This is a genomic window from Sphingomonas sp. S-NIH.Pt3_0716, assembly GCF_003950715.1.
GTDB classification, from domain to species: Bacteria; Pseudomonadota; Alphaproteobacteria; order Sphingomonadales; family Sphingomonadaceae; genus Sphingobium; species Sphingobium yanoikuyae_A.
In genome coordinates this window covers 110,482-134,484 of sequence record NZ_QLJK01000001.1, presented here as the reverse complement: position 1 = coordinate 134,484, position 24,003 = coordinate 110,482, and the positions used below count along the sequence as shown (strand labels likewise).

Here is a 24,003-nt window from a genome sequence, read left to right as displayed (position 1 = left end):
ATGGCTCAACAACAATCCGAAGGCCCCTCTGTCCGCCTGCTGCGCGTCGGCGAACAGGTGCGCCATGTCCTTTCCGACATTCTCCAGCGCGGTGACGTGCATGACGATGTGCTGAGCCAGCATGTGGTCAGCGTCACCGAAGTGCGCATGTCGCCCGACCTGCGCCACGCCACCGTCTTCATCAAATCGCTGCTCGGCAAGGATGAGGAAGCGGTGCTCAAGGCGCTGCGCACCAACACCGCCTATCTCCAGCGCGAAGTCGCGCACCGCATCCGCCTCAAATATGCGGCGAAGCTCAAATTCCTGTCGGACGAAAGCTTCGACGAGGGCAGCCATATCGACAAGCTGCTCCGCGATCCCAAGGTTGCCCGCGACCTGGAGCAGGATGAGAGCGAAGATTGACTCATGGCGCGGTAAGACGCATCTTACCGCCATGAACGCCAAGACCACCCTGTCGGCCAAAGGCCAGGTCGTCATCCCCAAGGATGTCCGCGATCAGCTGGGTCTTGCGCCGGGGCAGGTGCTGGATGTCGTGCCGATGGGCGGCGGCATATTGTTGAAGCCCCAGCACAAGAAGTCCGGCCGCAGCTTTGACGAGATCATGGTCGGGATCAGGGCGCGCTACCAGCATCAAGGCCCGCCGGTTTCCGTCGAGGAGATGGACGAGGCTGTCGCGCAGATGTTTCGAGACCGGAAGGATTGATGGTAGCAGCCATCGACACGAATGTGCTGGTGCGGTTCCTGACCGGGGACGATCTTGCGCAGGCGGCGGTGGCGGCGGACCGGATCAGCCTGGGATTCGTGTTGCTTCCGACCGTCGCTGTCGAAACCGAATGGGTATTGCGTGCCGGCTATAGTTGGCCGCGCGAACGGATCGAAGCCGCATTCCGGGACGTCATCGACCTGCCCGAAGCGATCGGATTGCCTGCCAATATGGATTGGGTGCTGGATCGCTTCGCTGCGGGCGCAGACTTTGCCGACATGATGCATCTGTCCATGGCTGGCGACGCGGATGCCTTTGTGACATTCGACCAGCGGATCGAAAAACGGGCAGGGGATTCCCCGCCCGTTGCCGTCATTACCTTGGCATAAGAATTCAAGAACGGGGAATTATCATGCGGGCTTTCTGGCTGTCCTGTGCGCTTCTGTCCTGTGCGGCTACGCCCGCCATCGCCCGTGAACCCGCCATCCATCCCGCTGTCACTACCGATCCGGCGCCCGACGCCGCCAACCCGGCGCGGATGGACGCGTTCGTCATTCCCTCGGGCGAGGGGGCGATGAATGCGGTCATGTATGTCGCTTCGGGCAGCGGCGTGCATCCGACCCTGCTGCTGCTCCACGGCTTTCCGGGGAATGAGCAGAAACTGGATCTGGCCCAGGCCGCGCGCCGCGCCGGCTGGAATGTCCTGACCCTCCATTATCGCGGATCATGGGGCAGCCCCGGCATCTTCTCCTTCACCAACGCGGCGGAAGATGCGTTCAACGCGCTGCTGTTCCTGGAGGAAGCGTCGACCGTCGCCAAATATCGTATCGACACCAGCGCGATCGTGGTCGCCGGGCACAGCATGGGCGGCTTCATGGCGGCGGAGGCGGCGGCCGCAGAACCGCGCGTCGCCGGGCTGTTCCTGATCGATCCCTGGGATCCGGCCCAGACCGTCGCGTCGCTGGCGACGCCACAGGGCGAGGCGGGCTGGAAGGCGGAGGTGGCGGGCGACCTGCCGCCGCTGTCGGGCGCCAGCTATGAAAGCCTGACCGCCGAGATCAAGGGCGATGCGCAGAAGTTCGACCTTGGCCGCAAGCTGGTCGGCTATGGCCGCCGGCCGCTGACCATCATCGGCGCGGACCGGGGGATTGGCGCGATGGCGCGCAAGGTCGGGGCGGACGCCCAGTCGGCCAATCCCAACACCCGCCTGATGGTCTGGCCGACCGATCACAGTTTCTCCGACAAGCGGATCGCGCTCGCCGATGCGCTGGTGCGTTTCCTGGCTGGCGTTGCGCCCACGCTGCGCTAAAGCGCGGCCATGGCGAAGCTCTATTTCTACTATAGCTCGATGAATGCGGGCAAATCGACGACCCTGCTGCAATCGAGCTTCAACTATCAGGAGCGCGGCATGGCGACGATGCTGTGGACGGCGGCGGTCGACGATCGCTTCGGCCATGGCCGGATCGCCTCGCGGATCGGGCTGGAGGCACAGGCGCATCTGTTCGAGCCGGGCGTCGACATGCTGGCCGCCATCGCTGCCCAGCATGACGCGACGCCACTGTCCTGCGTGCTGGTGGACGAGGCGCAGTTCCTGACCCGCGATCAGGTCTGGCAACTCGCCGCCGTCAGCGACAGCCTCGGCATTCCCGTTCTCTGCTACGGCCTGCGCACCGATTTCCAGGGGGAATTGTTCGAGGGCAGCGCCCATCTGCTGGGCCTGGCCGACGCGCTGACCGAGATCAAGACGGTTTGCGACTGTGGCCGCAAGGCGACGATGAACCTGCGCGTCGATGCATCGGGCCGCGCGATCCGCCAGGGCGCCCAGACCGAGATTGGCGGCAATGACCGTTATGTCGCGCTGTGCCGTCGCCATTTTGTCGAGCAGATGCGCGGATGAGCCGGATGGACGATTTGCTGGCGCCGATCGACGCGCCCGGCCTCCATCTGGAGCAACTGGCCGAGCATCATCGCGAAGCGCTGCGCGCCATCTGCCCGGTCGACGATCCGGTCTGGGAGATTTATCCCGTGCGCTTTGCTGGACCGGATTTCGATGCCGCCTTCGACGCGACGCTGACCAGCGCAGACCGCAATGCCTTCCTGATCTTGGCGGATGGCCAGCCGGTCGGCATGTCGGGCTACCTCAATGTCCATCCCGCCGACAATGCGCTGGAAATCGGCCTCACCTATATGACGCCGGCCACCCGCGGCACCGGTCTCAATAGCCGGATCAAGCCCTTGCTGATCGGCCGGGCGCTGGCCTGCGGTTTCCATCGCATCGAACTTCGGGTCGACGCCCGCAACATCCGCTCGCAAAAGGCGGTGGAGAAGCTGGGCGCCGTGCGCGAGGGCGTGCTGCGCAAGCAGCGCATCACCTGGACCGGTCATGTCCGCGACACGGTGATCTATTCGATCCTCGCCGACGAATGGGCTGCCCGCGCCGCCTGAACTTCAGTTGATGCCGGCAATCCAGTCGGGCAGTTCGCCCAATCGTTCCAGCTGGGTATAGCGGGCCGCGCCGATCGGCGGCTGCGCCCGCTCATGCGACCAGGCGCCCTCCTGCGGGATGAATGCTGCCCACGCCCCGGCCTCCAGCGCCGGCAATATGTCCGACCGCATCGAATCGCCGGCCATCACCGCCTGTTCGGGGGCGATGCCATGGCGGGCGAACAGGGTGCGGAAGGTGTCGACCTTCTTGTCGCTGACGATCTCGATCCCGGAAAACAGGTCGCCCAGGCCCGACGCCGCCAGCTTGCTTTCCTGGTGCAGCAGGTCGCCCTTGGTCACCAGCACCAGCGGGCCGATGTCCGCCAGTCGCTCCAGCGTCTCTTCCACCCCGTCGAACAGCTCGACCGGATGGGCCAGCAGCGCGCGGCCCGCCGCCAATATGTCCTGGATCATTGCGGTCGACAGTTGATCGCCGGCCAGCTCCACCGCCGCCTCGATCATCGACAGGGTAAAGCCCTTGGCGCCATAGCCATAGAGCGGCAGGTTGCGGATCTCGCAGGCGATCAGTCGTTCGCGCGTCACATCGACATCGGCAAAGGGCTGCAACATGTCGGTCAGCGCGTCTTGGGTCGCGTTGAAATGGCGCATATTGTGCCACAGCGTATCGTCGGCATCGAGGCAGATGAGCTTGATCGTCATGGGGGCGGGAATAGCGCATTAAAGGCTGACACGCCAAGGCGGGACATATAAGGCCCGCCGCCATGCACGGTTGGCTTATCCTCGACAAACCCCATGGCCTTGGCTCGACCCAGGCGGTCAGCGCAGTGAAGCGCGCGCTGCGGACCCAGCGCGAGGTCCTGGGCGGCACGGAGAAATGGAAGGTCGGCCATGGCGGCACGCTCGATCCGCTGGCGACCGGGGTGCTGCCGATCGCGATCGGCGAGGCGACCAAGCTCGCCGGCCGGATGCTCGACAGCGACAAGATCTACGACTTCACCATCGCCTTTGGCGCGCAGACCGATACGCTCGATCTGGAGGGGAAGGTCATCGCGCAAAGCGATGTGCGCCCGACGCTGGCGCAGCTGGAGGCGGTGCTGCCGCGCTTCACCGGCCCCATCGAACAGGCGCCGCCGGCCTATAGCGCGATCCTGATCGACGGCCAGCGCGCCTATGACCTCGCCCGCAAGGGGGAGGAAGTGGAGATGAAGACGCGATCGGTGACGATCCATGCGCTGGCGATCGCGGGGCAGGAACAGGAGGAGGGCGCGCTCGCCTCCGTCACCCTGCGTGCCCATGTCTCCAAGGGCACCTATATCCGCTCCCTTGCCCGCGACATCGCGCTGGCGCTCGGCACGGTCGGCCATGTCACCATGTTGAGGCGGATCAAGGCCGGGCCCTTCACCCTGGAAACCGCGATTTCGCTGGACAAACTGGACGAAGCTGCTAGGGGCGGCGACATCGGCGAGCTTATGCTCCCGTTGACGGCAGGGCTGGACGATATCCCGGCTCTTGCAGTCTCTCCCGATGAAGCATTGGCACTCCGACAGGGGAAGATGCTCATGGGGAAACCGCACACCGGTCTCCTGCTGGCGATGTTGGGCGATACGCCCGTCGCGCTGGTGGAGTCCAGTGGCCCGGAAATCCGGGTGGTGCGCGGCTTCAATCTCTAGATACGAAAGGAAGCCCGATGTCGATCACTGCAGAGCGCAAGGAAGCGCTGATCAAGGAACATGCCCGCGTCGAAGGCGACACCGGTTCGCCGGAAGTCCAGGTTGCGATCCTGTCGGAGCGCATCTCGAACCTGACCGAGCATTTCAAGGGTCACCACAAGGATAACCACAGCCGTCGCGGCCTGCTGATGCTGGTCAACAAGCGTCGTTCGCTGCTGGACTATCTGAAGAAGAAGGATGCGGCTCGCTACACCGACCTCATCACCAAGCTGGGCCTGCGCAAGTAAGCCTGCTAATAAGGGACGGCCCCATTCGGGGCCGTTTCCGATTCTAACGGACGTCCTTTTGGGGATGTCATTCGGGACGGGCGCAATCCGGCGCCCCGTTTCGTTTCAGGGGCCACACGATGCTCCACAACCGCCGCGGACCGGTTTCGTCCGCATATGAGGCCCCGCCCGGCAATAGGGCCAGGTGGGCAAAGGAACATATATGTTCGATGTAAAGAAAGTTTCGATCGAGCTGGCCGGCAAGACGCTGACCCTCGAAACCGGCCGGATCGCGCGTCAGGCCGACGCCGCCGTGCTGGCAACCTATGGCGAAACCGTGGTGCTGTGCGCCGTGACCGCCGCCAAGTCGGTGAAGGATGGCCAGGACTTCTTCCCGCTGACCGTTCACTATCAGGAAAAATATTCGGCCGCCGGCCGCATTCCGGGTGGCTTCTTCAAGCGTGAGCGTGGCGCCACCGAGAAGGAAACCCTGGTTTCGCGCCTGATCGATCGTCCGATCCGTCCGCTCTTCCCCGAAGGCTTCTACAACGAAATCAACGTCATCGCCCAGGTGATGTCGTTCGATGGCGAGAGCGAGCCCGACATCGTCGCGATGATCGCTGCTTCCGCTGCCCTGACCCTGTCGGGCGTGCCCTTCATGGGCCCGATCGGCGCTGCCCGCGTCGGTTACAAGGATGGCGAATATCAGCTGAACCCGTCGCTGGACGAAGTGAAGACCGGCGAACTCGACCTGGTCGTCGCTGCCACCAGCAACGCCGTGATGATGGTCGAATCCGAAGCCAAGGAACTGTCGGAAGACGTCATGCTTGGCGCCGTCCTGTTCGCCCATGAAGCGAGCAAGAAGGTCGTCGACGCGATCATCCAGCTGGCCGAAAAGGCCGCCAAGGATCCGTGGGAAATGGCCAAGGGCGACGATCTCGGCGCGCTGAAGAGCAAGCTCAAGGATCTGATCGGTGGCGACATCGCCGCCGCCTACAAGCTGACCGACAAGTCGGCCCGCTCGAACGCCCTGAACGAAGCCCGCGCCAAGGCGAAGGCGATGTTCACGGAAGACGGCCTCGACGCCCAGACCGTGATGGCCGGCATCAAGCTGACCAAGAAGCTGGAAGCCGAGATCGTGCGTGGCGCCATCCTGAAGGACGGCCAGCGCATCGACGGCCGCACCACCACCCAGATCCGTCCGATCGAGGCGATGGTCGGCTTCCTGCCGCGCACCCATGGTTCGGCCCTGTTCACCCGTGGCGAGACGCAGGCGATCTGCACCACCACGCTGGGCACCAAGGACGCCGAGCAGATGATCGACGGCCTGACCGGCCTGCACTATGAAAACTTCATGCTGCACTACAACTTCCCGCCCTATTCGGTCGGTGAAGTGGGCCGCTTCGGTGCGCCGGGTCGTCGTGAAGTCGGCCATGGCAAGCTCGCCTGGCGTGCGCTGCACCCGGTGCTGCCGACCAAGGACGAATTCCCCTACACCATCCGCGTTCTCTCGGACATCACCGAGTCGAACGGTTCCTCGTCGATGGCCACCGTCTGCGGTGGTTCGCTCTCGATGATGGACGCGGGCGTTCCGCTCAAGCGTCCGGTGTCGGGCATCGCCATGGGTCTGATCCTGGAAGGCAGCGACTTCGCCGTCATCTCGGACATTCTGGGTGATGAAGATCACCTCGGCGACATGGACTTCAAGGTCGCTGGCACGGAAGCCGGCATCACCACCATGCAGATGGACATCAAGGTTGCCGGCATCACGCAGGAAATCTTCGAGACCGCGCTGCGCCAGGCCAAGGAAGGTCGCGCCCACATCCTGGGTGAGATGAACAAGGCCCTGTCCTCGACCCGCACCGAACTGTCGGCGCACGCCCCGCGCATCGAGACGATCCAGATCGACAAGTCGAAGATCCGTGACGTCATCGGCACCGGCGGCAAGGTCATCCGCGAGATCGTCGCCGAAACCGGCGCCAAGGTCGACATCGACGACGAAGGCATCATCAAGATTTCGTCGTCCGACACCGCCCAGATCGAAGCTGCCAAGAAGTGGATTCTGGGCATCGTCGAGGAAGCGGAAGTCGGCAAGATCTACACCGGCAAGGTCGTCAACATCGTCGACTTCGGTGCGTTCGTGAACTTCATGGGTGGCAAGGACGGCCTCGTCCACGTCAGCGAAATGAAGAATGAGCGCGTCGAAAAGCCGACCGACGTCGTGTCGGAAGGCCAGGAAGTGAAGGTCAAGGTTCTCGAGATCGATCCGCGCGGCAAGGTTCGCCTGTCGATGCGCGTCGTCGACCAGGAAACCGGCGAGGAACTGGAAGACACCCGTCCGGCCCGCGAACCGCGTGAACCGCGCGGCGATCGTGGTGATCGCGGCGATCGTGGTCGCGGCCCGCGCCGTGACGGCGGCGACCGTGGCGGTCGTGGTGGCGATCGTGGCCCGCGCCGCGACCGTGGCCCGCGCAGCGAAGGCAAGGGCGACGATGACGGCTCCAACGCCGGCCTGCCCGACTTCCTGACCCAGGACTGATCGGCAGCATCATCGCTGACAGGAAAATGGGGCGTCCGGCTTGGCCGGGCGCCCTTTTTCGTGACGAATCCCGTCAGGGCTGATTTCGATCAAGGCGCGGGGGGCGACATCTGATACGGTCGCGTCACGGTTCCGGGGGAATGTCCATGCAACGCAGCAATGAGCGGTTTGTCGAGCGCCTGCCGCTCGTGCTTCCAAGACCGGTCTATGGCTATGCGCTGAGCCTGCTGCTCTGCCTGCTCGCTTGGCTTGCGCGTGTCGCAGCGGAAACGCTGCTGCCGGTCGGCTATCCCTTCGTCACCTTCTTCCCGGCGGTCATCCTCTCCTCCTTCCTGTTCGGGGTGCGGCCGGGCATCTTCGCCGCCGTCATCGGCGGGCTGCTGTCCTGGTATTGCTTCATCCCGCCCTTCTATGCGCTGGCCTTCAATCCCGGCGTCGCCATGGCGCTGATCTTCTACACGATGGTCGTGGCCGTCGACATATTGCTCATCCACTTCATGCAGCGCGCCAATTTCAACCTGGCCGTGGAGCGGGAGCGCAGCCGCGCTCTGGCCGAGAATCGCGAATTATTGTTCCGCGAACTCCAGCACCGCGTGTCGAACAATCTTCAGGTAGTGGCCGCCATGCTCTCGCTTCAGCGGCGCCAGATCGACAATGATGTCGCCCGTCGCGCGCTGGACGATGCGGCCGCCCGCCTCGCCCTGATCGGCAAGATCAGCCGCGCCCTCTATGATCCATCGGGGCAGGGACAGGATCTGCGTGGCTTCATGGTCATGCTCTGCGCCGATATCGTCGATGCGTCGGGCCGCACCGATATCGATTGCACCATCTGCGCGCCCGATGGCCTGTCGCTCGAACCCGATGTCATCGTGCCGCTGGCGCTGATCGTGGCGGAATCGGTCAGCAATGCGATCGAACATGGCCTGCCCGATCGCGCCGGCCGCGTCGCGGTGACGCTGGAGCAGCAGGCGGACGGCGCGCTTCACCTGCGCATCGTCGACGACGGGCGCGGCCTGCCGGACGGGACCATGCCCGACGGGCCGACCAGCATCGGCCTGCGCATCGCCGTCGCGCTGGCGCAGCAGCTTGGCGGCCGCTTCCGGCTGGAACCCGCGCCGGATGGCGGCGCCATGGCCTGCCTCGACCTGCCGCACCAGACGCGCTGACACGGCTTAACGTTCTGCAACATTCTGGCGCTTGGCGACGGCGATCCGCTCGGCTATGACCCGGCGCATGCTGACGAAAACCCTGACGCGCATCGGCGCGGCCACCACTCTGGTCCTGATCGCCTCGCCTGTGCTGACCGGCTGCTCCACATCGAAGAACAAGGCCGACACCCTCTACGTCGCCCGCGACGTGTCGACCCTCTACAACAGCGGCAAGGCCCGCCTCGATCGCGGCCAGTACAAGCTCGCCGCCGCGCTGTTCGATGAGGTCGAGCGCCAGCATCCCTATTCGCCCTGGGCGCGCCGCGCGCAGCTCATGTCGGCGTTCAGCTATTATATGAACCGCGACTATCCGGAATCGATCGCGGCCTCGCAGCGCTTCCTGTCGATCCACACCGGCAACAAGGACGCGCCCTACGCTTATTATCTGATCGCGCTGTGCTATTATGAGCAGATTGCCGACGTTACCCGCGACCAGAAGATCACGCAGCAGGCGATGGATGCGCTGGGCGAACTGATCCGCCGCTATCCCGACACCCGTTATGCCGCCGACGCCCGTCTGAAGGTCGACCTGGTGAATGACCACCTCGCCGGCAAGGAAATGGAGCTGGGCCGCTTCTACCAGCGCCGGGGCCAGTGGCTCGCCGCCACGCTGCGCTTCCGCACCGTGATCGACAAGTTCCAGACCACCACCCACACGCCCGAAGCGCTGGAGCGTCTGGTCGAATCCTATCTCTCGCTCGGCATTCCGGCCGAAGCGCAGAAGGCCGCCGCCGTGCTGGGCCGCAACTATCCCGGCACCAAATGGTATGAGCGCAGCTACAAGCTGATGCAGCAGCATCCGGTCAAGAGCTGAGGCGCACGCTTTATTTGTTCCCCTTTTGTGCGATGGCAGGTAGACAGGCGCCATGCTGACCTCGCTTGCCATCCGCAATGTCGTGCTGATCGAGGCGCTGGACCTGGAGTTCGGCGCCGGCCTGTCCGTCCTCACCGGTGAAACCGGCGCGGGCAAGTCGATCTTGCTCGATTCGCTGGGGCTGGCGCTCGGCGCCCGCGCCGACAGCGGCCTCGTCCGGGCAGGGGAGGCGCAGGCCAGCGTCACCGCCAGCTTCGATCCGCCGCCCGCCGGCCATCGCGCCGCGCTGCTGCTGGCCGACAATGGCATCGAGATCGATCCGGGTGAACCGCTGCTGATCCGCCGCACGGTCAAGGCCGACGGCGGCAGCCGCGCCTTCATCAACGACCAGGCCTGTTCTGCCGCGCTGCTGCGCGATCTGGGCGGCGCGCTGGTCGAGATCCACGGCCAGCATGACGATCGCGGCCTGCTCAACGCCCGCGGCCACCGCGCCCTGCTCGACACCTATGGCCGTTGCGAGGCGGAGGCGGTCGCCACCGCTCATGCCGCCTGGCGCGCCGCCGCCACCGATCTGGCGCAGGCGCGCGACACTGTCGCCAATGCCGCGCGCGACCGCGACTATCTCGACCATGCCGTCGCCGAACTGTCGAAATTCGCGCCCGAGGCCGGCGAGGAAGCGACCCTGGCGGAGGAGCGCGCGACCATGCAGAAGGGCGCGCGCCTGTCCGATGACCTGTCCGCCGTCACCGATTGCCTGACCGGCTCGGATGGCGGCCTCGCCCAGTTGCGGCAGGCGGCCCGCCGGCTTGACCGGATCGCGGGCGAATATGAACCGCTCTCCGCCGTGCTGGAGGCGCTGGACCGCGCCGTGATCGAAGCGGGCGAGGCGGAGGACAAGCTCGCGGAAGCCGCCGAGGCGCTGAGCTTCGATCCCGCCCGGCTGGACGCGATCGAGACCCGGCTGTTCGACCTGCGTGGCCTGGCCCGCAAGCATCAGGTCGCGCCCGACGATCTCGCCGCGCTGCGTGACGAGATGGCTGCGCGCCTCGCCGCGATCGAGGGTGGGGAGGAGCATATCGCCGCGCTCGAAGCCGATGTCGCGCAAAAGGCCGCAACCTATCGCGCCGCTGCCCAGGCGCTGTCGGCCGAACGCCAACTCGCCGCAGGCCGGCTCGATGCGGCGGTCGCGGGCGAACTGGCGCCGCTGAAGCTCGACGCCGCCCGCTTCCGCACCGTCGTAGCCCCGCTCGAAGAAGGGCAATGGAGCGGCGCCGGCATGGACCGGGTCGAGTTCGAGATTTCGACCAATCCCGGTGCCCCCTTCGCGCCGCTCGCCAAGATCGCCTCGGGCGGGGAACTGTCCCGCTTCATCCTCGCGCTCAAGGTTGCGCTGGCGGAGCGGGGCGGGGCCGACACGCTGATCTTCGACGAGATTGACCGGGGCGTCGGCGGCGCGGTGGCCGATGCGATCGGCGAGCGCCTGTCGCGCCTGGCACAGAGCAACCAGATCCTGGTCGTCACCCACAGCCCGCAGGTCGCGGCGCGCGGCGCCGGCCATATGCTGATCGCGAAATCGAGCGACGGCACGGTGACGCGCACCGGCGTCCATGCGCTGAGCGATGGCGAACGCCGCGAGGAAATCGCCCGCATGCTCTCCGGCGCGGAAATCACCGCTGAAGCCCGCGCACAGGCGGAACGGCTGCTGGAAGCTTGAGGCTTGCCAATTCGCGCGTTTCACATACCGTTCGGGCTGAGCGAAGTCGAAGCCTTCACCTGAGCGAAGCGAAGGCGCCTCGCTCCGCTCGGCGCGTCCTTCGACTTCGCTCAGGACGAACGGAGGGGATAGGATAGCCGCATGACCCATAATCGCAGAGACATGCTCGGCCTCACCGCCGCGACGCTGGCCGCAACGGCCATCCCCGCCGCTGCGCAGGAGGCAAAGCCGCGCTACGGCCTGATCGGCCAGATGCTCAGCACGCCGGGCAAGCGCGACGAACTGGTCGGTTATCTCAAGGATGCGATCGGCGCGATGCCCGGCTGCCTCTCCTATGTCGTCGCGCTCGACACCGCCAATCCCGACGCGCTCTGGATCACCGAGGTCTGGGACAGCCGCGAAAGCCACGCCGCCTCGCTGAAACTCCCCGCCGTCCGCGCTGCCATCGCCAAGGCGCGCCCGATCATCGCCGGCTTTCCCCAGCATTTTGAAACCGTGCCGGTGGCGGGAATCTGAAGTGGGCGTTAAGGCATCCCCATGACCGATCCCGCCAGCCTTACCGAAGCCGAAGCCGCCAACCGCCTGATGCGCCTTGCCAGGGAGGTGGCGAAGCATAACCGCCTCTATCATGACCAGGACGCGCCGGAGATCAGCGACGCGGACTATGACGCGCTGATCCGCGAGAACAACGCGCTCGAAGCGGCCTTCCCGCATTTGATCCGCGCCGACTCGCCCAATGCGCAGGTCGGCGCTGCCGCCACCTCGGCACTGAAGAAGGTGCCGCACGCGGTCCGCATGATGAGCCTCGACAATGGCTTTGCCGACGAGGATATCGCCGAGTTCGCCGCCCGCGTCCGCCGCTTCCTGGCGCTGGCCGAGGATGCGCCGGTGGCGATGACCGCCGAACCGAAGATCGATGGCCTGTCCTGTTCGCTACGCTATGAGCAGGGCGAATTGGTGCTGGCCGCGACCCGTGGCGACGGCACCACGGGCGAGGATGTCACCGCCAATGTCCGCACCATCGCCGACATCCCTGAGCGGCTGACCGGCGAAGCCATCCCCGACCTGTTCGAGATACGGGGCGAGGTCTATATGGCCAAGGCGGATTTCGTCGCGCTCAACCAGCGGCTGCTGGACGAGGCGGAGGATGCCGACAAGGCGCGCCAGTTCGCCAATCCGCGCAACGCGGCCGCCGGATCGCTGCGCCAGAAGGACGCCAGCGTCACCGCCAGCCGCCCCTTACGTTTCCTGGCCCATGGCTGGGGCGCCCATAGCGCGCTGCCCGCCGACACCCAGTTGGGCGTGATGCAGGCCATCGCGAGCTGGGGCCTGCCGGTGTCCGACATGCTGGTCTGCGTCGATAGCATCGACGCGATTCTGGCCCATTATCGCGCGATCGAGCGCGCGCGGGCCGACCTGCCCTTCGACATTGACGGCGTCGTTTACAAGGTCGACCGGCTCGACTGGCAGCAGCGGCTCGGCTTCGTGGCCAAGGCGCCGCGCTGGGCGATCGCCCATAAATTCCCGGCCGAACGCGCCCAGACCACGCTGGAGGCGATCGACATCCAGGTCGGCCGCACCGGCAAGCTGACCCCAGTAGGCCGCCTGACCCCGGTGACGGTCGGCGGCGTCGTCGTTTCCAATGTCACGCTCCACAATGCCGACGAGATCGAACGGCTGGGCGTGCGGCCGGGCGACCGCGTCGTCGTCCAGCGCGCCGGCGACGTCATCCCGCAGGTGGTCGACAATCTCACCCGCGACGAGGTGCGTGAACCCTTTCCCTTCCCCACCCACTGCCCGGTCTGCGGATCGGAAGCGGTGCGCGAGGAGGGGGAAGTAGATTATCGCTGCACCGGCGGCCTGATCTGCGCCGCCCAGCGGTTCGAGCGGCTGCGCCATTTCGTCAGCCGCGCCGCGCTCGATATCGAGGGGCTGGGCGAAAAGACGATCGAGGAATTTCTCGATCTTGGCTGGATCAAGGAGCCGGCCGACATTTTCCGCCTGCGCACCCATGCCGGCGAATTGCTGGGGCGTGAGGGCTGGAAGGAAAAGTCGGTCGACAATCTGCTCGCCGCGATCGAGGCGAAGCGCGCGCCAGACGCCGCCAAGCTGCTGTTCGGCCTTGGCATCCGCCATATCGGCGCCGTCACCGCGCGCGATCTGCTGAAACGCTACACCACGCTTCCCGCGCTGCGCACCCTGGCGGACGAGATCATCGCCCTGCGCGATCAGGACTATGAGACGCAGGCCAAGAAGGACAAGGCGATCGCCGAGCATATCGGGGTCGAGAATGTCGGCGCCGCCGTCGGCCATGCGCTCGCCGATTTCTTCCACGAACCCCATAATGTCGAGGCATGGAACGATCTGCTAAGCGAAGTGTCGCCGCCCGATTATGTCGTCGAGACCACCGCCAGCGCCGTTACCGGCAAGATCGTCGTCTTCACCGGCAAGCTCGAAACCATGAGCCGCGACGAGGCCAAGGCGCAAGCAGAGCGCCTGGGTGCCAAGGCGGCGGGATCGGTCAGCGCCAAGACCGACCTGGTTGTCGCCGGTCCCGGCGCGGGATCGAAGCTCAAGCAGGCGACCGCGCTCGGCATCGAGGTGATCAGCGAACAAGACTGGGCTGACATCGTCAGGGCGGCAGGCTAGAGCATTTTCGAAGCAGATGGTATCATCTGCTGGCTCGGAAAATGCGGAAAATAAAAGGAAAGTAGAGCATAATCCATTCAGAATGAATGGATTATGCTCTATAGGGCGATCATCATGTCAAACAGCAACAACAGTGGCACCGTCCTGGTCGATGGCGCGCATTATGATTGGGAAGTGCGGCGCGAACCGCAATGGAGCGATGCGGATGGCTGGCGCGGCATGACCGTCGCCCTGCAGCAGCAGGGGACGCAGCGCGGCGCGGTGCTGGAATTTCCGCCGCCCAAGCGCCTGCTCAAAGGACTGGCCCGCGGCCGGCTCCAGATCAACGACGCCATCGTCGCGCGCGGCGTGCGCGCGGCGCTGGCGGCCGGCTGGGAACCGGAATCGCGCGGCAAGCCGATGCAGTTCATGGTCGACGCCGACGGCAATTGATGCCGGCGCCCCGGCGCGGGCGCTATCGTTCACGCAAATTTACCCAATCTTATCGCGTGGGGGCGTAGGGCAGGGGGATGATGGGGCAGGGTCGGACGCGATTGCAGGAACTGGACGCGCTGCGTGGCATCGCGGCCTTTTCCGTGCTGCTCTTCCATTATTTCAACATCTATCCCAAGCTCTTCCCGCAAGGGCATCGCCTGCCGCCCTTGTTCGAACATGGCGGCTATGGCGTGCTGCTCTTCTTCGCCATTTCCGGCTTCGTCATCGCCTTCTCGCTGGAAGGGACGCGCAGCGCCGCCGATTTCGCGGTCAAGCGCTTCGCCCGGCTTTTCCCGGTCTATTGGGCGGCAATGGCGCTCTCGATCGGCATCGTCCTGCTGCTCGGCGCTGGCCAGCTGCTGCCGCCCGCCTGGGTGATCCCGGTCAACATGACGATGCTGCAGGGCTATTTCTATCTGCCTGCGGTCGACGGCGTCTACTGGACGCTGGGCGTCGAACTCGCCTTCTATTGCTGCATGCTGGCGATCTGGATGGGGCGCGGCTTTGCCCGGCTCGAATGGCTGCTGCTCGGCTGGCTCGCGATCAAGGCCGCGATCGCCGGCTGGCACGCGATGCCCAGCCGCCTCGTCATGCTGCTGGTACTCGACTATATCCCCTTCTTCATCATCGGCATGCTCTTCTACCGCATCTGGTCGGGCCATCGTCGCTGGGGCCAGCAGGCGCCCTTCTTCGTGGCGGCGCTGGCAACGATCGCCTGGGCCGATACGCGCGAATATCTGGTCGCGGCGCTGCTGGTGATGGCGATCTTTGCCGCGATGCTGCGCGGCTGGCTGCCCTTCCTGCGCCATCGGCTGCTGCTCTGGCTGGGCGCGATCAGCTATGCGCTCTACCTCATCCATCATAATGCCGGGCTGGCGATCATGAACCTGGTCGACCGCGCCGGCCTGTCGACCTGGATCGGCCTGCTGCTGGCAACCGCGGCCTCGCTGTTGCTGGCAAGCGCGCTCACCTATGGCGTCGAGCGTCCCGCCGCCCGCCGCATCAACCGCTGGTGGCGCGACCGCACCGCATCACAGGGCCAGCGCGCCACCCAGGCCGGTTAGGCGGCCTCGACCTCGCGCGCGTCATGCGCCCGGCGCGCGTCCATGATCGCGCCGACATGGCCCTCGGCCCAGCGGGTGATCTGGTCCAATATGCCGATCAGCCCCTGCGCCATCTCGGTCAGCCGATATTCCACCGTCACCGGCACCGTGGGATAGGCCGCGCGGCTCACCAGCCCGTCGCGCTCCAGGCTTTTCAATGTCTGCGACAGCATCTTCTGCGAGATCGCGCCGATCCGCCGGCGCAGATCGTTGAACCGCACCGGCCCGTCCTTCAATGTCAGCATCACCAGCACCGCCCATTTGTCGCCGATCCGGTCCAGCACATGGCGGGTCGGACAATCGGGATCATAGGCGTCGCCGATCCGGGGCAGGGGCGTGGGCGCAGTCATGGCAGGCGGTATCCTCGGTGTAACCAGGTGATGGCAAAGTGCCTTCTTGCGATCATGATATCCTAATCGCTATCTGGTTTCCATTGGTAACTACCCATGGAGAATGGAACATGAAGATCGCGATCATCGGCGGCAGCGGCCGGGCAGGGCGGGAAATCAGCGCGGAACTGGCCCGCCGCGGCCATCAGGTGACGGCGATCTCGCGCCATCCCGAAAATGCGGTGCAGGACGCCGGCGTCACCGCCGTCGCCGGCGACGTCAACGATGCCGCCGCGCTCAGCGCGCTGCTTGCTGGCCATGATGCGGTGGTGAGCGCCGTCATGTTCGCCGACACCGATCCGGCCTCGCTGGTCGGCGCGGTGCGCGCGTCGGGCGTGGCCCGCTATCTGGTGGTCGGCGGCGCCGGCAGCCTGGAGGTCGCGCCGGGCGTCAAGCTGATCGACACGCCGGAATTCCCCGAAGCCTACAAGGCCGAAGCCGGCCGGGGCGGCGCTTTCCTCGCCTATCTGCGCGGCGTCGAGGATCTCGACTGGACCTTCCTCTCGCCCTCCGCCCTGTTCTTCGTCGGCGATCGCAAAGGGCATTTCCGCCTCGGCACCGACCAGTTGCTGGTCGATGGCGAGGGCAATAGCAGCATTTCCTATGCCGACTATGCCATCGCACTCGCCGACGAGATCGAAACGCCCAAGCACATCCGGCAGCGCTTCACTGTAGGCTATTGATGAAATTCCTCCCCAAGCTTGGCTTGGGGAGGGGGACCGCCGCAGGCGGTGGAGGGGCCAGTGCGTGACCGCGCATCTTCGCCCCTCCGCCCGTGCTTCCCGTTTCTCGACAGGCTCGAAACGAACGGAATGGGTGTCAGGCCACCCCCTCCAGCTTGTCCTGCGTCTTCGTGGCAAAGTCGCCGGCGTCATGCCGCTCGTGCAACTGATCCTCCAGCGGCCCGTTGGTCTTGTTGACGATCCGCCCGCGCTTCACCGCCGGGCGCGCATCGATCTGCTTCGCCCAACGCAGCACATGGATATAGCTGCCCGCGTCCAGAAACTCCGCCGCGCCATAGACCCGGTTCAGCAGCACACCCGCATACCAGGGCCAGATCGCGATGTCGGCGATCGAATATTCGTCACCCGCCAGATAGTCATTCTCCGCCAGATGCCGGTCCAGCACGTCCAGCTGCCGCTTCACTTCCATCGTGTAGCGGTTGATCGGATATTCGTATTTTTCCGGGGCATAGGCGAAGAAATGGCCAAAGCCGCCGCCCAGGATCGGCGCGCTGCCCATCTGCCAGAACAGCCAGCTCAGCGCCGCGGTGCGCTTGACCGGATCGGTCGGCAGGAACTTGCCGAACTTCTCGGCCAGATAGAGCAGGATCGCGCCGGATTCGAACACGCGCTGCGGCGGCGACACGCTATGGTCCATCAGCGCGGGGATCTTGCTGTTGGGATTGACGTCGACAAAGCCGCTGCCGAACTGGTCGCCATCGCCGATGCGGATCAGCCAGGCATCATATTCGGCCTGCGTAACGCCCGCCTCCAGCAATTCCTCCAGCAGGATCGTCACCTTCTGCCCATTGGGCGTGCCCAGCGAATAGAGCTGGAGCGGATGCGGGCCGACCGGCAATGGCTTGTCATGGGTGGCGCCGGCGATCGGCCGGTTGATATTGGCAAAGGCGCCGCCCTTGTCCTTGTCCCAAATCCAGACGGCGGGCGGGGTATAGCTGTCGGTCATGCGGGCATCGCTCCGATAAATCTCTGATGCCCGGCAGGTAGGAACGGCGCCTGCCCGCCGCAACCGAGCGCCGCTCAACCCCTGTTGATTATTTCTGCTATTCGGGTGCCTGCGTCCGCACCACGAGCACGCTGACCGGCGACTGGTGAATGATCGCCGACGCATTGGACCCCAGCAACTTGGATGTGAGCGAGGGCTGGTGCGATCCGATCACCACCAGGTCGGCCTTCAGCCGCGCCGCCTCGCTCAGCACCTCGTCGCGCACCCGCCCGCGCCGGGTGAGGAAATGGGTGCGATCGGGCGCCAGCCCGGCCTCGCTCGCCCATGCCTTCATCGCCGCCAGCGCATCGCGCTCCTCATTCTCGTCGAAACTGCCGTCCAGCAGTTCGGAATAGCGGGTCGGCAGATAATAGCGGACATAGAGCAGATGGACGACGCCCTGCTTCCCCGCCACATTGGCCGCGCCGGCAATGGCGGCACGGGCGAGGTCGGGGGCGTTGACATCGACGGCGGCGACGATCGTGGCATAGGACATGGCGCTCTCCTCTTATCGCTTATGCGCCGTCCAACCACTGACGCGCGCGCGGGATGCCCCAGCCATCAAAGATTCCCGACGCGACATGAATAAGGACATGCCGCAATCTCCGGGCAATGGGGGCGCTAGGTCCGTTCCGCCCTCACTTCATTCCTCTCGGGCAAGAAGGAGATGGCCCGAATGATCCAGCCAACAGATAATAGAGCGAAGGCCAGTAGGATGCTGACGAAGCCGCCGGGCATGAGAATCTCATACATCGCTTGTCGCGCATGATCGAAAGACTCTGCCGCTGGGCGCGGGCGAATGAGCAGGCCGCTGACGATCATCGCGCAACTGGCTACCAGAAGCGCCCAGCCTGCAAAGATTTGCGATGCGCCAGTGGGACGGTTCGTTGACGCTTTCTCCATAGCGCTTTGGTTTCCTCGTCTTACTTTGTTCCAATTGATTCTCATGCCATCGAGATGAGATAACGACCATTGCAACAGTAGGAAATTCCATGTTGGCAATTATCGTTATGAACCTGTTTGTTGGGGCTGGCGTCGCTGCAGCGGAGCCGAGCATGCCGGCTCCAGGAAATCTTGCAAAGGAACTCTATTATGCCAGCGCTGCAGCTAGCGGCAGTGGGCTGTGCGATCGGACACTAGCGGCTCGGCTGGAAGAAAAATTTGATCGCCGTTTCGGGAGTCGGATACGCGCGCTGACGGAAATACATGAGGCCAAATATGGCCGTGATCCGGATTTTATCGTCATAAGTTCGTGCCGTCAGGGATCTGGTTTTGGTTCTGCAAAAACGATGAGAGAGTTCGAGATTAGGCTGAGAGGCCTTGAGCAGAAATATGGCGGCTATTGATCCTTGTGCGTTTCCGGGGGGAGGCAAAGCAGGTTGGTTCGGCTGATTTGCTGTTGGGGCTCATGCTTGATGGGAAACATGGCGTCCCAAACATCCTCTGTCCTACATGCCCGATTTCCGATCTACCCTTGGCGATGGACCAGCGCCTTTCTTCGCATCGCCGCCTTTGCCTCGGCTGTCGCCCGATCGACGCGCGGCAGGGGCCTATGTGTCGCGTCACCGTCGCTTCGCCGCCGCATGACGGGCGCGCGTCACTGACCCACGCCCCCATGCCCCCGACGCGCGGCAGGCGCGTAGTCGATGCGTTCCCGGCGCGTTGGCGGTGCAAAGACCCCGGAAACCCCGTTTACACTGTGAACTTCGACAGGCGCGTGTCCCGATCCCGTCGCCTGTCGCGTCGTAATCCCCGTGCGGTCCGTCGCGCCCGGCATGACGGGGCGGGGCGATTGCGCTATGGCCTGCGCGTCGGTCCGATCGATCCCCGATCCATCGGGACGGCGAAAATTTTTATCCCGTCCCGCCCTTGACCGGCGAAACGACTTTTCCATATGCATGCCGCTAGCACTCTCCATCTGCGAGTGCTAACAATGAGAGAGTTCATCGGGAGAAGGACAAGGCGGGGCACAATATCGCACGGGGACATTCCTCTTGCGGGCCGCGCCGGACCCATCCCAGCACAAAGGGAAAGGCAATCATCATGGCATTCCGTCCGTTGCATGACCGCGTTCTCGTTCGCCGCATTGAAGCGGAAGCGAAGACGGCCGGTGGCATCATCATCCCCGACACCGCCAAGGAAAAGCCGCAGGAAGGCGAAATCGTCTCCGTCGGTTCGGGTTCGAAGGCCGAAGACGGCAAGGTCACGCCGCTGGACGTCAAGGCCGGCGATCGCGTGCTGTTCGGCAAGTGGTCGGGCACCGAAGTCAAGGTCGACGGTGAAGACCTGCTCATCATGAAGGAATCGGACATTCTGGGTATTGTCGCCTAAGCGATTTCCGGAATTTCGGTTTTCCATTTTTCCCTATTTTTCGAAGGAATTAGATCATGGCAGCGAAGGACGTAAAGTTTTCGCGTGACGCTCGTGAGCGCATCCTGCGCGGCGTCGACATCCTGGCCGACGCGGTCAAGGTGACCCTGGGTCCGAAGGGCCGCAACGTCGTCATCGACAAGAGCTTCGGCGCCCCCCGCATCACCAAGGACGGCGTCAGCGTCGCCAAGGAAATCGAACTGAAGGACAAGTTCGAGAATATGGGCGCCCAGATGGTCCGCGAAGTTGCTTCGAAGACCAACGACATCGCCGGTGACGGCACCACCACCGCGACCGTCCTGGCCCAGGCCATCGTGCGCGAAGGCATGAAGTCGGTTGCCGCCGGCATGAACCCGATGGACCTGAAGCGCGGCATCGATCTCGCCGTCGCCAAGGTTGTCGAGGACATCCAGTCGCGCTCGAAGCCGGTTGCCGGTTCGGCCGAAGTTGCCCAGGTCGGCATCATCTCGGCCAATGGCGACAAGGAAGTCGGCGAGAAGATCGCCGAAGCCATGGAAAAGGTCGGCAAGGAAGGCGTCATCACCGTGGAAGAGGCCAAGGGTCTCGACTTCGAGCTGGACGTTGTCGAAGGCATGCAGTTCGACCGCGGCTACCTGTCGCCCTACTTCATCACCAACCCGGAAAAGATGGCCGTCGAGCTGGCTGATCCCTACATCCTGATCCACGAGAAGAAGCTCTCGAATCTGCAGTCGATCCTGCCGATCCTGGAAGCCGTGGTTCAGTCGGGCCGTCCGCTCCTCATCATCGCCGAGGACATCGAAGGCGAAGCGCTGGCGACCCTGGTCGTCAACAAGCTGCGCGGCGGCCTGAAGGTTGCTGCGGTCAAGGCACCGGGCTTCGGCGATCGCCGCAAGGCCATGCTGGAAGACATCGCCGTCCTGACCAAGGGCGAAGTGATCTCGGAAGACCTGGGCATCAAGCTCGAAAACGTCACCCTGGGCATGCTGGGCACTGCCAAGCGCGTCACCATCGACAAGGACAACACCACCATCGTCGATGGCGCCGGTGATGCCGACTCGATCAAGGGCCGTACCGAGCAGATCCGTGCGCAGATCGAAGTCACCACGTCGGACTATGACCGTGAAAAGCTGCAGGAACGCCTGGCCAAGCTGGCTGGCGGCGTGGCCGTCATCAAGGTTGGCGGTGCGACCGAAGTCGAAGTGAAGGAGCGCAAGGATCGCGTCGACGACGCCCTGCACGCGACCCGCGCTGCCGTCGAAGAAGGCATCGTCCCCGGTGGTGGCACCGCGCTGCTCTACGCGACCAAGGTTCTCGAAGGCGTCGCTGGCGCCAATGACGACCAGACCCGCGGTATCGACATCGTCCGCAAGTCGCTGACCGCGCTGGTTCGCCAGATCGCCGCCAACGCCGGCCATGACGGTGCCGTCGTCTCGGGCAAGCTGCTCGACCAGACCGACACCTCGTTCGGCTTCAACGCGTCGACCGACACCTATGAAAACCTGGTTGCCGCCGGCGTCATCGACCCGACCAAGGTCGTGCGCACCGCGCTCCAGAACGCTGCCTCGGTCGCTGGTCTGCTGATCACCACCGAAGCCGCGGTTTCGGAACTGCCCGAAGACAAGCCCGCCATGCCCGCCATGCCGGGTGGCATGGGCGGCATGGGCGGCATGGACTTCTAAAAGCGATCGTAGCGGGTGGGCAACGCCCGCCCGCGGTTCGATCGCGACTTCAAAGAAGTTCTCGCACATGCGACAAGAAAGGGGCCGGTGGAGCAATCCACCGGCCTTTTTCATGCCTGTCGTTTCTGCTGTCCTACAGCCTGTTTCCGGCCCCATATGACGGTGCCTTGGCCGGGAAGGGGTAGGGGATATTGTTGATCGGGCAGCGGAACTGATCTGCTTTGGTGGGCATCTGGTTTACCAAATCTCAAGGCTGATCCGCCACTATGCTGGCACGTGTCACGCCTCGTCCGCCATCTGTGCGCAGTCCTGCGCGCGCGCTTTGCGCCCCGTACCCAGCAGAATGCTGAGGTGCAGGACAGCCTCGTCAAAGCGCTTTACGCCTCCCCGGCATCGCTGCTTTCTGGTGCGATTTCAGGAGGTTCGCTCAGTATCGTGATCGCCTGGCAGGCCCATGTTCTGACCATGCACATCATCGCCGCCCTGGTCCTGATCGTGGGAATCAGTCGCTCCATTTCGGCCGTCTATTTCCAGCGCGCGCTGGCGCATCAGGATGGTCCGGCGCGTCCGATCTGGGGAATTGCCTATGAAATGGGGGCCTGGATCTATGCCGCGCTGCTCGGGCTTCAGTCGCTCGCGACCCTGACGATCAGCCAGGATGCGACCCTGCATGTGCTCGCCGTCGGCATGGTCGCCTCCTATGCGGGCGGCATTTCCGGCCGCAATGCCGGCCGGGTCCATGTCGCGGTCGGCCAGACCTGTTTCACCATGCTGCCGACCTCGATCGGCCTGCTGATCGCTGGTGGCGTCGGCTATGTCGTCCTTGGCGTGCTCTGCTTCCTGATGATCTTCGCCATGGCGGAAATCACCAAGACCACGCACCGCATCGTGCTGGAAGCGATGCAAGGCAAGCAGGAGAAGAGCAACCTCGCGATCAAGTTCGAGCGGCTGGCCCGCTATGACAGCCTGACCGGCGTCGAAAACCGCATGGCGATGCAGATGCGGCTGCGCGACCTGTTCGACAATCGCATTTCCGATGCGGATCAGACCGCCGTCCTGTGGATGGACCTCGACCGGTTCAAGGAAATCAACGACACGCTGGGCCATATCGTCGGCGACCAGCTGCTGTGCCAGGTGGCCGAACGGCTGACCCGTGCGCTCGACCGGCGCGGCCATGTCGCGCGTTTCGGCGGCGACGAGTTCGTGCTGATCTGCCCCGGCGTCAGCCGCATCCAGGCCGAAGTGATCGCCGGCGACATCACCCGCATTCTTGCCGGCGATTTCGAGGTCGGCGGCCATCACCTGACCATTTCCGCCTCGATGGGCATTGCCGTCGCGCCCGAAGATGGCGCCGATGGCGACGAGCTGCTGCAGCATGCCGATCTGGCGCTCTACAAGGCCAAACATGCGGGCCGAAACCGCCATGCCCAGTTCGACTGGACCATGAAGGAGCGGCAGAACCGCACCTATGAGCTGGAGACCGGACTGCGCAGCGCACTCGCCAATGGCGAGCTGCAACTTCATTATCAGCCGATCTTCGATACCGAGACTGGCCGGATCACCATCTGCGAGGCGCTGATGCGCTGGCAGCATCCCGAACTGGGCTGGATTTCCCCGGCCGAGTTCATCCCGATCGCCGAAAGCTCGGCCCTGATCGAGCCGATGACCAACTGGGCGCTGGCCCAGGCGTGCCGCGACGCGATGGGCTGGGACGAGGATATCCGGGTCGCGGTCAATATCTCTCCCGCGCTCATCAAGACCGACGGCCTGCCGCGCGCAGTCATTTCCGCTTTGCTCCAGTCGGGGCTCAAGGCGCGCCGGCTGGAGCTGGAAGTCACCGAATCCATCTTCCTGGAAGATGACCGCCGCACCCATCTGATCCTCAGCGAATTGCGCCGTATCGGCCTGCGCCTGGCGCTCGACGATTTCGGCACCGGCTATTCCTCGCTGGGCGCCTTGCGCACCCATGAGTTCGACACGATCAAGGTCGATCAGAGCTTCATGCGCGGCGTCGGCGAAAATCCCCGCGACCGGGCGATCGCCCAGTCCGTCGCCTATCTGGCGCGCGCGCTGGAGGTGGAGACGGTGGCCGAGGGGATCGAGACCGAGGAACAGTTGCGCTACGCCCGCGAAACCGGCTTCACCAACGTCCAGGGCTTCGTCCTCAGCCGACCGGTCCCGATCGGCGAGTTGCAGGCCCTGCTCAACCGCAACAGGGCCGATGTCCATGACATGGCGGCGCTGATCCGCCAGCGCCGCCTGGCCTGATC

The 24,003-nt window shown here is 64.6% G+C and carries 26 protein-coding genes; 21 read left to right on the top strand and 5 right to left on the bottom strand.

Features of this window, described 5'->3' with window-relative positions:
• From rbfA to BRX37_RS00595, 6 genes are read left to right on the top strand one after another with little or no spacing between them, the layout of a single operon-like run.
• Positions 1 to 402 (top strand): 30S ribosome-binding factor RbfA, encoded by a 402-nt coding sequence (rbfA, locus tag BRX37_RS00620; protein ID WP_048939454.1) that lies wholly within the window; start codon positions 1 to 3, stop codon positions 400 to 402.
• Between the two features lie 31 nt (positions 403 to 433).
• On the top strand, positions 434 to 703 hold the full coding sequence (locus BRX37_RS00615; RefSeq protein WP_125985152.1) for an AbrB/MazE/SpoVT family DNA-binding domain-containing protein: 270 nt from the start codon (positions 434 to 436) through the stop codon (positions 701 to 703).
• 23 nt (positions 704 to 726) lie between these two features.
• Positions 727 to 1,092, top strand: a complete 366-nt coding sequence (locus tag BRX37_RS00610; RefSeq protein WP_318276543.1) for a type II toxin-antitoxin system VapC family toxin — start codon at positions 727 to 729, stop codon at positions 1,090 to 1,092.
• A 23-nt stretch (positions 1,093 to 1,115) separates the two neighbouring features.
• Entirely contained in the window at positions 1,116 to 2,012 is an 897-nt protein-coding gene (locus BRX37_RS00605; RefSeq protein ID WP_125985150.1) for an alpha/beta hydrolase family protein, read from the top strand.
• Between the two features lie 9 nt (positions 2,013 to 2,021).
• Positions 2,022 to 2,600: a thymidine kinase gene (locus BRX37_RS00600; RefSeq protein WP_004211282.1), complete on the top strand. Its 579-nt coding sequence runs from the start codon at positions 2,022 to 2,024 to the stop codon at positions 2,598 to 2,600.
• Positions 2,601 to 2,605: 5 nt separating this feature from the next.
• A complete protein-coding gene (locus tag BRX37_RS00595; RefSeq protein ID WP_125985149.1) occupies positions 2,606 to 3,148 on the top strand; it encodes a GNAT family N-acetyltransferase in 543 nt (180 codons plus the stop codon).
• Between the two features lie 3 nt (positions 3,149 to 3,151).
• On the opposite strand, the gene BRX37_RS00590 is transcribed toward BRX37_RS00595, so the two are convergent.
• Positions 3,152 to 3,847 carry an HAD family hydrolase gene (locus tag BRX37_RS00590; RefSeq protein ID WP_037491156.1) on the bottom strand — a complete coding sequence of 232 codons (696 nt, stop codon included), beginning with the start codon at positions 3,845 to 3,847 and terminating at the stop codon, positions 3,152 to 3,154.
• 62 nt (positions 3,848 to 3,909) lie between these two features.
• On the opposite strand from BRX37_RS00590, the gene truB reads away from it, so the two are divergent.
• From truB to BRX37_RS00540, 10 genes are all read left to right on the top strand, one after another.
• Complete coding sequence (gene truB / locus BRX37_RS00585) at positions 3,910 to 4,818, top strand: tRNA pseudouridine(55) synthase TruB (RefSeq protein ID WP_125985148.1); 909 nt, start codon at positions 3,910 to 3,912, stop codon at positions 4,816 to 4,818.
• 17 nt (positions 4,819 to 4,835) lie between these two features.
• Positions 4,836 to 5,105, top strand: coding sequence for a 30S ribosomal protein S15 (gene rpsO, locus BRX37_RS00580; protein ID WP_010337408.1), 270 nt, complete (start codon positions 4,836 to 4,838; stop codon positions 5,103 to 5,105).
• Between the two features lie 202 nt (positions 5,106 to 5,307).
• Positions 5,308 to 7,623 (top strand): polyribonucleotide nucleotidyltransferase, encoded by a 2,316-nt coding sequence (pnp, locus tag BRX37_RS00575; protein WP_125985147.1) that lies wholly within the window; start codon positions 5,308 to 5,310, stop codon positions 7,621 to 7,623.
• A gap of 146 nt (positions 7,624 to 7,769) precedes the next feature.
• Positions 7,770 to 8,789, top strand: coding sequence for a sensor histidine kinase (locus BRX37_RS00570; protein ID WP_125985146.1), 1,020 nt, complete (start codon positions 7,770 to 7,772; stop codon positions 8,787 to 8,789).
• A gap of 67 nt (positions 8,790 to 8,856) precedes the next feature.
• Complete coding sequence (locus BRX37_RS00565; protein WP_037492082.1) at positions 8,857 to 9,645, top strand: outer membrane protein assembly factor BamD; 789 nt, start codon at positions 8,857 to 8,859, stop codon at positions 9,643 to 9,645.
• 52 nt (positions 9,646 to 9,697) lie between these two features.
• Positions 9,698 to 11,359, top strand: coding sequence for a DNA repair protein RecN (gene recN, locus BRX37_RS00560; RefSeq protein ID WP_125985145.1), 1,662 nt, complete (start codon positions 9,698 to 9,700; stop codon positions 11,357 to 11,359).
• Between the two features lie 141 nt (positions 11,360 to 11,500).
• A complete protein-coding gene (locus BRX37_RS00555; protein WP_037511323.1) occupies positions 11,501 to 11,875 on the top strand; it encodes a putative quinol monooxygenase in 375 nt (124 codons plus the stop codon).
• A 21-nt stretch (positions 11,876 to 11,896) separates the two neighbouring features.
• Positions 11,897 to 14,008, top strand: a complete 2,112-nt coding sequence (gene ligA / locus BRX37_RS00550) for an NAD-dependent DNA ligase LigA (protein ID WP_125985144.1) — start codon at positions 11,897 to 11,899, stop codon at positions 14,006 to 14,008.
• A 114-nt stretch (positions 14,009 to 14,122) separates the two neighbouring features.
• Positions 14,123 to 14,440 carry a hypothetical protein gene (locus tag BRX37_RS00545; RefSeq protein ID WP_004211293.1) on the top strand — a complete coding sequence of 106 codons (318 nt, stop codon included), beginning with the start codon at positions 14,123 to 14,125 and terminating at the stop codon, positions 14,438 to 14,440.
• A 77-nt stretch (positions 14,441 to 14,517) separates the two neighbouring features.
• The gene (locus BRX37_RS00540; protein ID WP_125985143.1) at positions 14,518 to 15,546 is read left to right on the top strand and encodes an acyltransferase family protein; all 1,029 of its coding nucleotides are present in this window, start codon (positions 14,518 to 14,520) and stop codon (positions 15,544 to 15,546) included.
• On the opposite strand, the gene BRX37_RS00535 is transcribed toward BRX37_RS00540, so the two are convergent.
• Positions 15,543 to 15,935, bottom strand: a complete 393-nt coding sequence (locus BRX37_RS00535) for a winged helix-turn-helix transcriptional regulator (RefSeq protein WP_125985142.1) — start codon at positions 15,933 to 15,935, stop codon at positions 15,543 to 15,545. The two genes, BRX37_RS00540 and BRX37_RS00535, sit on opposite strands and share 4 nt — an antisense overlap.
• A 110-nt stretch (positions 15,936 to 16,045) precedes the next feature.
• Between BRX37_RS00535 and BRX37_RS00530 the strand changes: the two genes are divergently transcribed.
• On the top strand, positions 16,046 to 16,657 hold the full coding sequence (locus BRX37_RS00530; RefSeq protein ID WP_125985141.1) for an NAD(P)-dependent oxidoreductase: 612 nt from the start codon (positions 16,046 to 16,048) through the stop codon (positions 16,655 to 16,657).
• A 136-nt stretch (positions 16,658 to 16,793) separates the two neighbouring features.
• Here the strand turns inward: BRX37_RS00530 and yghU are convergent, their stop codons facing one another.
• The 3 genes from yghU to BRX37_RS26565 all read right to left on the bottom strand — a co-directional run bounded on the left by yghU (position 16,794) and on the right by BRX37_RS26565 (position 18,650).
• Positions 16,794 to 17,663, bottom strand: coding sequence for a glutathione-dependent disulfide-bond oxidoreductase (yghU, locus tag BRX37_RS00525; RefSeq protein ID WP_125985140.1), 870 nt, complete (start codon positions 17,661 to 17,663; stop codon positions 16,794 to 16,796).
• Between the two features lie 97 nt (positions 17,664 to 17,760).
• Complete coding sequence (locus BRX37_RS00520; protein ID WP_125985139.1) at positions 17,761 to 18,198, bottom strand: universal stress protein; 438 nt, start codon at positions 18,196 to 18,198, stop codon at positions 17,761 to 17,763.
• A gap of 125 nt (positions 18,199 to 18,323) precedes the next feature.
• Positions 18,324 to 18,650: a hypothetical protein gene (locus BRX37_RS26565; RefSeq protein ID WP_164522380.1), complete on the bottom strand. Its 327-nt coding sequence runs from the start codon at positions 18,648 to 18,650 to the stop codon at positions 18,324 to 18,326.
• Between the two features lie 44 nt (positions 18,651 to 18,694).
• Between BRX37_RS26565 and BRX37_RS00515 the strand changes: the two genes are divergently transcribed.
• The 4 genes from BRX37_RS00515 (at position 18,695) to BRX37_RS00500 (ending at position 24,001) form a co-directional block, all read left to right on the top strand.
• Entirely contained in the window at positions 18,695 to 19,048 is a 354-nt protein-coding gene (locus tag BRX37_RS00515) for a hypothetical protein (RefSeq protein ID WP_125985138.1), read from the top strand.
• A gap of 697 nt (positions 19,049 to 19,745) precedes the next feature.
• Positions 19,746 to 20,033: a co-chaperone GroES gene (gene groES, locus BRX37_RS00510; RefSeq protein WP_004211301.1), complete on the top strand. Its 288-nt coding sequence runs from the start codon at positions 19,746 to 19,748 to the stop codon at positions 20,031 to 20,033.
• A gap of 56 nt (positions 20,034 to 20,089) precedes the next feature.
• On the top strand, positions 20,090 to 21,733 hold the full coding sequence (gene groL, locus BRX37_RS00505; RefSeq protein WP_004211302.1) for a chaperonin GroEL: 1,644 nt from the start codon (positions 20,090 to 20,092) through the stop codon (positions 21,731 to 21,733).
• A gap of 276 nt (positions 21,734 to 22,009) precedes the next feature.
• A complete protein-coding gene (locus BRX37_RS00500; protein WP_125985137.1) occupies positions 22,010 to 24,001 on the top strand; it encodes a putative bifunctional diguanylate cyclase/phosphodiesterase in 1,992 nt (663 codons plus the stop codon).
• The last annotated feature ends 2 nt before the right edge of the window (positions 24,002 to 24,003 follow it).